At 70.1% G+C, this 8,167-nt stretch carries 8 protein-coding genes and 1 pseudogene; 4 read left to right on the top strand and 5 right to left on the bottom strand.

Going from position 1 to position 8,167, the window contains the following annotated elements; genetic code table 11:
- The 4 genes from QH283_RS16600 to QH283_RS16615 form a co-directional block, all read right to left on the bottom strand.
- The coding region (locus QH283_RS16600; RefSeq protein WP_280503893.1) for a cutinase family protein at positions 1–511 on the bottom strand (511 nt) is incomplete at its 3' end.
- A gap of 307 nt (positions 512–818) precedes the next feature.
- The gene (gene puuE, locus QH283_RS16605; RefSeq protein ID WP_280503894.1) at positions 819–1,754 is read right to left on the bottom strand and encodes an allantoinase PuuE; all 936 of its coding nucleotides are present in this window, start codon (positions 1,752–1,754) and stop codon (positions 819–821) included.
- Entirely contained in the window at positions 1,751–2,767 is a 1,017-nt protein-coding gene (gene alc / locus QH283_RS16610) for an allantoicase (RefSeq protein ID WP_280503895.1), read from the bottom strand. The genes puuE and alc overlap by 4 nt, the downstream gene beginning before the upstream one ends.
- Before the next feature lie 104 nt (positions 2,768–2,871).
- Positions 2,872–3,573, bottom strand: a complete 702-nt coding sequence (locus QH283_RS16615; protein WP_280503896.1) for a GntR family transcriptional regulator — start codon at positions 3,571–3,573, stop codon at positions 2,872–2,874.
- 209 nt (positions 3,574–3,782) lie between these two features.
- Between QH283_RS16615 and QH283_RS16620 the strand changes: the two genes are divergently transcribed.
- The 4 genes from QH283_RS16620 to QH283_RS16635 all read left to right on the top strand — a co-directional run bounded on the left by QH283_RS16620 (position 3,783) and on the right by QH283_RS16635 (position 7,826).
- On the top strand, positions 3,783–5,081 hold the full coding sequence (locus tag QH283_RS16620) for an ABC transporter substrate-binding protein (RefSeq protein ID WP_280503897.1): 1,299 nt from the start codon (positions 3,783–3,785) through the stop codon (positions 5,079–5,081).
- A 98-nt stretch (positions 5,082–5,179) separates the two neighbouring features.
- Positions 5,180–5,968: an ABC transporter permease gene (locus QH283_RS16625; RefSeq protein WP_280503898.1), complete on the top strand. Its 789-nt coding sequence runs from the start codon at positions 5,180–5,182 to the stop codon at positions 5,966–5,968.
- A gap of 50 nt (positions 5,969–6,018) precedes the next feature.
- The gene (locus QH283_RS16630; protein WP_280503899.1) at positions 6,019–6,807 is read left to right on the top strand and encodes an ABC transporter ATP-binding protein; all 789 of its coding nucleotides are present in this window, start codon (positions 6,019–6,021) and stop codon (positions 6,805–6,807) included.
- A complete protein-coding gene (locus QH283_RS16635; protein WP_280503900.1) occupies positions 6,804–7,826 on the top strand; it encodes an ABC transporter permease in 1,023 nt (340 codons plus the stop codon). The genes QH283_RS16630 and QH283_RS16635 overlap by 4 nt, the downstream gene beginning before the upstream one ends.
- Positions 7,827–7,986: 160 nt before the next feature.
- On the opposite strand, the pseudogene QH283_RS16640 reads toward QH283_RS16635, so the two are convergent.
- Positions 7,987–8,167, bottom strand: a pseudogene (locus QH283_RS16640) (IS110 family transposase); the annotation flags it as partial.

Genomic DNA, 8,167 nt, shown 5'->3' on the forward strand with positions numbered 1-8,167 from the left:
CGTCGGCGCCCGCGCTGTAGCCGACGATGGCGAAACGGGTGTCCGGGCAGGCCTGCGAGATCTCCCGCATGACTTGCTCGGTGTTTGCCACGCCGGTGTTCACGGCGTCCTCGTAGCTTTCCATATTGGCCGGATAGGCGATGTACACCGCCCGATACGAGTCGGGATCGACCTCGCCCGCGGGCGCGTTGACCACCGGATCGAGCCAGCGGCTGTTGTGATCACCGGCCATCGCGGCGGGCAGCGCGTTGCCGTCGGCGTCGACGAGCATCAGCGTCGTGCCCTCGCGCGGGGTGTCGTTGCGGCCGGCCACCGAGATCGCCACCATGTCGTGGCACTCGGTCACCGAGGCCTTGAGTGCGGTGTCGACGCTGGCAGGAGGCGTGTTCATGGCGAAGGCCGCGCCGACGACGGCGGCGATGCCGAGCACCGCGGGCGCCGCGGCCGCCGTCGCGATCCGGTGGCGCGCGGCGAATTCTTTCTGCCGGACGAGCAACTCTCGAAGAGCCATGTCCCGTTCCCCAATCCTGTGCAAACGAGCGTGGAAGGACTGGCCCCCCGACGGGCCGTCTGTCACAGAGCACGTCGGAACAGGCACCAAGATCGTTACCGCTGTGCAACCGGGATTACAGTCGCGTTCGCCACGCCGGCACCCGAGCCGCACCGGTGATGACCGCCCGAAGCGGGGCGCGCGCACGGGTCACCACGGGGGACGAGGGCCGGGCAAGGTGCGTCGGCGGCGAGGTCGACGGTCTCGGCATCAGCCGAGCCCTTCGTCCGCCGGAATCGTGCCGACCCGATTCCGGCGGCGCGGGGCGTCAGTTCGGCGAGGAATTCGCGGGATGCGTTGCCCGCCAATGGTTCGCGATGTCGATGCGCCGGGTGATCCACACCTTCTCGTGCGCCTGCACGTGGTCGAGGAAGCGCTCCAGCGACGCCAGCCGCGCGGGCCTGCCCACGAGCCTGCAATGCAGGCCGACGCTGAGCATCTTCGGCGCGCCCTCGACTCCCTCGGCGTAGAGCACGTCGAAGGCGTCGCGCAGGTGCGCGAAGAACTGCTCGCCGGACGGGAACCCGGCGGGGGAGGAGAAGCGCATGTCGTTGGTGTCGAGGGTGTAGGGCACCACCAGGTGGTCCACCGTCTGTCCGCCCGGCCCCTTCGGCACCCGCACCCAGTACGGCAGGTCGTCGGCGTAGGAGTCGGAGTCGTAGGTGAACCCGCCCGCCTCCACCACCAGGCGGCGGGTCTGCGGCGAGTCACGGCCGGTATACCAGCCGAGCGGGCGGGTGCCGGTCAGCTCGGTGAGGATGTCGATGGCCGCGCGCATGTGCGCGCGCTCGGTCTCCTCGTCGACCAGCTGGTAGGACTGCCACCGCAATCCGTGGCAGGCGATCTCGTGCCCGAGTTCCAGGAAGGCGGCGGTGGCCTCGGGGTTGCGCTGCATGGCCCGCGCCACCCCGAAGACGGTCAGCGGCAGACCTCGGCGCTCGAAGGCGCGCAACACCCGCCACACCCCCGCCCGCGAGCCGTACTCGTAGAGCGACTCCATCGACATGTGCCGGTTCGGGAACGCCTGCGCCGGTGTCATCTCCGACAGGAAGGTCTCCGACGCCTCGTCGCCGTCGAGCACGCAGTTCTCCGCGCCCTCTTCGTAATTGAGCACGAACTGCACGGCGATGCGGGCGTCGCCGGGCCAGTGCGGGTGTGGCGGCCGTGGACCGTAGCCGATCAGGTCGCGGGGATATTCCGTCATGCCGACTCCCATCGCTGTTCCAGTTCCGTCCAGCCCGCCTCGGTTGGCGCGCCGAACAGGCGGAGGCGGGCCATGCCGCCGTCCGGGTAGACGTTGAGCCTGACCTCGGTGACCGGCGTGCTCGCGTCGAGCACGAAGCGGTGCCTGGTGTCGGGTTGCAGCCGGGTGCGGGCCAGCACCGGCACCGTCGCGCCGTCGCGGGTGAGGCCGAGCAGTTCGGCCTCGCCAGGCGCGTTGCCGAGGAAACACGAGGTGTCGAGTTCGGCCAGCGCGATCGTGCCCTCGGTGGCCAGGCGCACGTGTACCCAGTCGTTGCCGCCGGCGCGGCGCCGCGCGGTCTCCCAGCCCTCGCCCATGGTGCGGGCCGGGCCGGGCATGAGCAGGTTCTGCGGGGCGGAGTAGAAGCGGTTGGAGCAGTCGGTCACGTATGCGCCGTTCTCCAGGGCGGCCAGGTCGACCGGCGCGAAGCGCAGCAGCGCCGGGTCGGGGCGGGCCTCGCCGTGCACCCGCAGCCTGGCCACGCCGCCGTCGGGGAAGATGTTGAGCCGCACGTGGGTGACGGTGCGTTCGTCCTCGACGGCATACAGGTTGCGGGTGTCGCCGCGCGCCGCCGAGCGGGCGACCAGCGGGAACCAATCCTCCCGCGTCGCCAGCCCCGCGGCCGCCGGATGGCCGCAGGCGCGCAGGCCGTCCAGTGAGATCTCCGGCGGGGAGTTGCCCTTGAACCAGGCGGTGTCGACCACGATGCCTCGCACCACGCCGGGCACGCCGAGCCGCACGATGGCGCTGTCGTGGCCGGGGCTGCGCCTGCGCCTGGTCTCCCAGCCGTCGTAGATCTGGCCCTTGCCGCCGAAGGTGGCGGGGGAGTAGGCGGGATCGCCCGGCCGCACCAGCGCCTCGCGCTCGGCGAAGAACTCGTCGTTGGCCCAGACCACCGCGCCACCGAGGGTGCGGACAGCCAGATCCGGCAGGGCGAGAAATCCGCCGAACTCTCGGGAGTCGTTGCCGTTCAATAGGTCTCCTCGTCGTGGTCTCGGGCTCGGTCTCGGTCGTCGGGTGGTCGTGGGGTGGTCGTGGGGTGCGGCCGGATGGTGGTCGCCGTGGACGGAACGGCCGGTCAGGATTCGGGGCCGGGGGAGCGCCGGTCGTCGGGCAGGACCTGCCGCAGCGTTTCCAGGGTGGGGATGCGCCCGCGTTCGATGTGGGTGTAGGCCAGTGCCGCCGCGTGGTCCGGCTGTCCGGCGAAGATCGCCTCGCACAGCTCGCGGTGCTCCTTGCAGGCCACCACCGGGTCGCGGTGGGCGGTCATGCGGAAGATCCACCGGTCCCGGCCGGAGACCGGTCGCATCATGGTCGACAGCAGCGAGTTGCCCGCCAGCCGGATGATCTCCTCGTGCAGGTCGGCGTTGCGCTCGGTCATGGCGATGTCGTCGGCCCTGTCGACCGCCTCGACCGCCCGCTCCAGGCAGGCCAGCAACGCGGAGGTGTCCGCCCCCTCGGCGACCCGCCGCGCGGCGAGCCTGGTGGCGTACACCTCCACGCCGAGCCGTACTTCGAACAGTTCCTCCACATCGCGCATGGTCAGCTGGGTGACGCTGGCTCCGCGCCGTAGCGCGGTGGTGATGAAACCGTCGGCCTCCAGTTGGGGCAGCGCCTCGCGCAGCGGCACGCGGGACACACCCATGATGTCGGCGAGTTCCCGCTCGCGCAGCCGCGACCCCAGCGGCAGCTCGCCGACGATGATGCGGTCGCGCAGATCGGTGTAGATCCGCGTGGACAGCGGACGGGGGTCGTGGTCACCGGATTCGTTGGATGGCAATGGATGTGGTCTCCTCCCGCGTGGTCCCCGACGCCACGCTCACGACCATCCTGGCATACCAACGCGGGATGCGAAAACTGGAAGCTTCAACCAAAACAGCCTCTAGCTGGTATTTACCATTCGGAAACAATCATGGAACCGCCGCGACACGAGTGCGCACCAGATTTGGCATACCAACTTGGCATACCACATCGGAGAAGGGTCCCGTGATGAGAAGACGCGGATTGTTCGCGGCGGCGCTGGTCGTCACCGCGGCGCTGAGCGGATGCAGCCTCGCCGACGGCGGCACCACCACCTCGGCGGAGCTGAGCCTGCCGTCCGGCCTCGCCCCCGAGCCGGGCACCGACATCCCGCGGCAGACCCTGAAGGTCGGTTTCACCCCGATGGGCGACGAGCTGATCGGCGTGATCGGCGCCCGCCGAGGCTATTTCGAAGAGGCGGGCATCAGCTTCACCGCGCCCGACGGCCTGCAAACCGACCTGTCGAAGTCGTTCACCCCGGTGCTCAACGGCCAGGTCGACATCGGTTCCGGCTACATGCCGCTGCTCACCCCGCAGCTGGACACCGTGAGCAACATCCGCGGCTTCGCCCTGTCCAACGTGTTCATGGGCAACCGCATCCTCGCCCCCGCGGGCAAGTACAAGACCGTGGCAGGCCTGATGGCCGAGGGCAAGACCTTCCAGGAGGCCGCCGCCGAGGCCATGGCGCAGCTGCGCGGCAAGAAGCTGCTCATGCCCGACGGCACCTCCCCCACCTTCTACAACCTCGCGCTCGCCCAGGCGGGCATGACCCTGAGCGACGTGGACGCGGTGCGCCTGAGCAACCCCGACATCGTCCGCTCCGCCCAGGCCGGGGCCGCCGAGTTCGCCGCCCCCGAGGGCGCGGTGCAGCAGTCCCAGCTCGAACACGGCGGCTGGGAGCCGATCCTGGAGATCCGCCAGCTCATCGAGGCGCTGCCCGAGCAGACCGTCGACCTGCGCAACACCCACTCCGCCTACTTCACCACCACCGAGTTCGCCGAGAACAACTACAACACCCTGCTGCGCTTCACCTCGGTGATCTACCGGATCATCGCCGACCTGGAAGCCGACCCGGTGGGTACCTCGGCGGTCTTCACCGACTACCTCAACAGCTACACCGGCTCCTCGCTGAGCCCCGAGGAAGTGGCCGGCATGTTCACCGCGGGCCTGTACTCGCTGCGCGGCTTCGACGAGGCGACCGACTTCGTCGGCGACAACGGCGCCCTGTTCGACTTCCGCGCCGCCGCCGAGGCACAGATCGCCACCCTGCGCGAGAACGGCGTGCTCACCGGCGATCACGACGTGACCGATCTCAGCATCGCCGACAAGGTCTACGCCGACCTGCTCGCCTACCGGGAGGCCACCGACGCCGCCCTGGCCGAGGCGCCCGACAACGAGCTGAGCAGGCAGGCGCGGGAGTTCTACGCCGAGTACAACTTCCTCGACGCCTACCGCTACGCCCTCGCCGCGAAGGCCGAAGCGCAGTGACCACCGCGCAGGTGGGCCGACCGCGCGCTGTCGCGGAGGCCGTCGACGCTCCCGGTAGCCGCGTGGGCAGCCCACCTGCGCGCTCACCGCGCACCGCCGTGGCGACCAGAGCCACCTGGTCGGCCGCGGCCTGGCGGGTCACCGGCGTGGTCCTGGTGATCGCGCTGTGGGAATGGCTGGCCGCGCGGGTCGCCAACCCGGCCATCCTGCCCGCGCCCGGCCTGGTCGTCCGCAACGCGATCGAGAATTTCGGCGGCTCACCCGCCCTGGCATACCTCGGCCTGTCGGAGACCAGCTACCTCGGCAACCTCCAGTACACCGCAGGCGTGGTGCTCACCGCCTGGGCCGCGGGCAGCATGGCCGGCCTGGTCTCGGGCCTGCTCGCCGCCCGCGTCCAGTGGGTGCGCGACCTCACCGAACCGGTCAACTACGTCTTCGGCGTGGTCCCGGTGCTGGTTGCCGCCCCGTTCTTCCTGATCTGGTTCGGCTTCGGCAGCACCGGCCAGTGGGTGCTGGTCGCCTTCTTCAGCTACGTCACCGTGGCGGGCGCTGGCATGGTCGCCGCCCTGGCCATCCCGCCCCGCTTCGAGGAATACGCGGCCACGCTGGGGCTCGGAAAGTGGAGCAGGGTGCGCAGAATCGTGCTCCCGCAGGCGCTTCCGTCCTGCCTGGCCGCGTTGCGGGTGGCCCTGGCCGCCGCCTGGGGGCTACAGACCGTCGCCGAACTCATGGGCTCGGAAGCGGGCATGGGCCGCGCCATCGCGGTCCGCACCGGCACCGGCGACGTCGCCTCGGTGATGGCGCTGATCCTGATCCTCGGCATCGTCGCCGTCCTCGCCGACCTGCTCTTCACCGTCTCCACCAGGAAGGTCCTCCGATGGCAGTGACATCTTCGACGGCAGCGACATCTTCGACGGAAGTGACAACCCATGCGGCAGTGACAACTCCGACCGCGGCCACAACAGAGACCGCCCCCGCCTTCGAGGTCACCGGCCTGCGGTTCGAATACCGCGAAGGCCGCCAGGTCACCCGCCCCATCGATGGCGTCGACCTGCACATCCCACGCGGCCAGTTCGTCTGCATCCTCGGCCCCTCCGGCCAGGGCAAATCCACACTGCTGCGCTGCCTGGCCGGCCTGCTCACCCCCACCGGCGGGCAGATCAGGGCGGGCGGCGTGACCGTCGACGGCCCCGGCGCCGATCGCGGCATGGTATTCCAGCAGGACGCCATCCCCATGTGGCTGCGGGTCGAGGACAACATCGCTTTCGGCCCGAAATCGCGTGGCGTGCCCGAGTCCGAATACCGCCCGCGGGTGGAGCGCTATCTCGAAGAGGTCGGCCTGGCCGCACAGCGCCGCTCCTGGCCGCGCCAGCTGTCCGGCGGCATGCGCAAGCGGGTCGCCATCGCCGCCGTCTTCGCCAACGACCCCGACATCCTGCTGATGGACGAACCCTTCGGCGCCCTGGACTATTTCACCCGCGGCAAGCTACACCGCCTGCTCATCCAGCTGTGGGCCGAGACCGGCAAGACCATCTGCTTCGTCACCCACGACATCGACGAGGCGCTCGTCCTCGCCGACCGCATCCTCGTCCTCAACAACGGCGCCCTCGCCATGGACGAACTGCTCGACTTCCCCCGTCCGCGCGGCGAGGAACTGCGCGCCGACCCCGACGCCAACGCCCTGCGCGCCCGGCTGTTGTCCATCCTCGGCGGGGAGGCGTCATGAGGAGCGCCGCCGCGGCCACCGCCGCCTGCGAGGACATCGCCACCCGCGTCGTCCGCGGGCACCCGGCGCCGCCCACCCCGGACCACGAAGCGGACACCGCGGCCACCGCAGCCGCCCCCGGAGCCCTGATCACCCCGGTCGCTTCCGCCGATGGCGCGACCGACAGCCGATCCTTCGGCGTCCGCGCCCGCACCCGCTTCCGCCCGACCCGCGTCCTGCTCGGCGTCGCCGCGCTGATCGCCCTGTGGGAGGCCGTCGCGCTCTGGTTCGCTCGCACGCTCGAGCACCCCGAATACGTCATGCCGGAACTCGGCTACGTGCTGCGCGTCGGTCTGCCCGGCCTGTCGGACTACTACTCCGGCGTCTTCGGCGGCACCCCGCCCTCGCAGGGCGGCGGCCAGACCGTCGTCCAGGGACTGTTGTCCCTGGTCGAGCACTCCGGCATCTCGCTCGTGCGGGTCGGTGCGGGCCTCGCCCTCGGCACCGCTCTCGGCATCGCGGCCGGCCTCGCCATGGCCGCCCTGCGCCCGGTCCGCTACGCCGGCTTCGGCGTCGCCAACCTGCTGCGCATGCTGCCGCTGCTCGCCCTCGGCCCGCTGTTCACCCTCTGGCTCGGCCCCACCACCTCTGCCAGCGTGACCTTCATCTGCTTCGCGGTCACCTTGACCATGCTGGTCGCCACCTCCAACGCCATCGGCAATCTCGACCCCGACCTGCTCGCCTACCCCCGCACCCTCGGCCTGAGCACCTTCGCCACCTACCGCCGCGTCGTCGCGCCCGCGATCATCCCCGAACTCGCCGCCGCCCTGACCATCTGCGGCCCGCTGGCCTGGAGCGTCCTGCTGGCCTCGGAGATGTACGGCATGCAGGAGGGCCTCGGCTGGATGATGAGCGAGGCGCTCGACTTCACCCTCGTCGATCGCATCACCCTGATCGCCGTCGCCTTCATCGTCCTGAACTTCGTCACACTGCGCGCCATGCAGGCACTCGTCCGCCGCGGCACCAGGTGGGCCGAATGATCTGCTCCGAAATGTCACGTGTCGCTTGCGATCTGGCGCACGTGCACCTGGTGCAGCACTGGCGCAACCGGTCGGTGAGCGCCATCCTGCGCGCCCCGCCGCCCGTTCGGTGACCTCCGACCGAACGACGAACCGGCACAAAGGACTCTCAATGACCGTGTCAAGCCGCAACAGCGACTGGAACCGGGCTGTCGAGAGTTAATTCACGACCGTCGCGCAGCAACGCCCACAACACATCAACCAGGCGACGGGCCAACGCCAGCAAAGCCTGGGTATGAAGCTGCCGTTCGCTGCGTTTTCGGTCGTAGAACCTCCGCGATGGCCCGTTCTCGTAGCGCAGA

The organism is Nocardia farcinica (genome assembly GCF_029867845.1).
Classification (GTDB): Bacteria; Actinomycetota; Actinomycetes; order Mycobacteriales; family Mycobacteriaceae; genus Nocardia; species Nocardia farcinica_A.

What these genes read in the sequence shown, in the direction of transcription:
- puuE (WP_280503894.1), bottom strand. Translation starts at nt 1,754, where the DNA reads ATGACGGAATATCCCCGCGACCTGATCGGCTACGGTCCACGGCCGCCA.
- QH283_RS16620 (WP_280503897.1), top strand. Translation starts at nt 3,783, where the DNA reads ATGAGAAGACGCGGATTGTTCGCGGCGGCGCTGGTCGTCACCGCGGCG.
- QH283_RS16635 (WP_280503900.1), top strand. Translation starts at nt 6,804, where the DNA reads ATGAGGAGCGCCGCCGCGGCCACCGCCGCCTGCGAGGACATCGCCACC.